This is a genomic window from Nostoc sp. UCD121 (assembly GCF_014222285.1).
GTDB lineage: Bacteria > Cyanobacteriota > Cyanobacteriia > Cyanobacteriales > Nostocaceae > Nostoc.
Genome location: NZ_JACKZS010000536.1, coordinates 1 through 401 on the forward strand (window position 1 = coordinate 1; position 401 = coordinate 401).

Below are 401 nucleotides of genomic sequence, written 5' to 3' on the forward strand. Positions count from 1 at the left end.
CCGGGCGTGTGCCTTTTGTCCCGGCTGGCCCGGATGCGGCGCTGTATAACAGGCTTATGCAGGTAATTGAGTACGTTGATGGTCGCCAAGCAGTTCCAGTCCAGGTTATTCCGCAACAGCGTATCGATAAGCGTATTTCTTCGCGCTACTTGTCAGTAGAAGAACGCGAACTCATCTTTGATCTTGACCGGCAAGGCAAAGGTGTACGTGAGATAGCTCGGCGTCTTGACCGCTGTGCTGGCACTATCAGCAAGGAGCTTAAACGCAACCGGGATGAGTTTGGGGTGTATCTTCCCACGCATGCGCACCGTAAATCGGTGTTGCGTAGGTTTAGACCGAAAAAGCGCAAGATTGATGCCAATCCACGTTTGCGCACGGTGGTCTGGGCGACGGTGAAAGAT

The 401-nt window shown here is 53.4% G+C and carries 1 protein-coding gene; it reads left to right on the top strand.

Features of this window, described 5'->3' with window-relative positions; genetic code table 11:
- The coding region (locus tag GNF10_RS37365; RefSeq protein WP_185607526.1) for a helix-turn-helix domain-containing protein at positions 1-401 on the top strand (401 nt) is incomplete at both ends.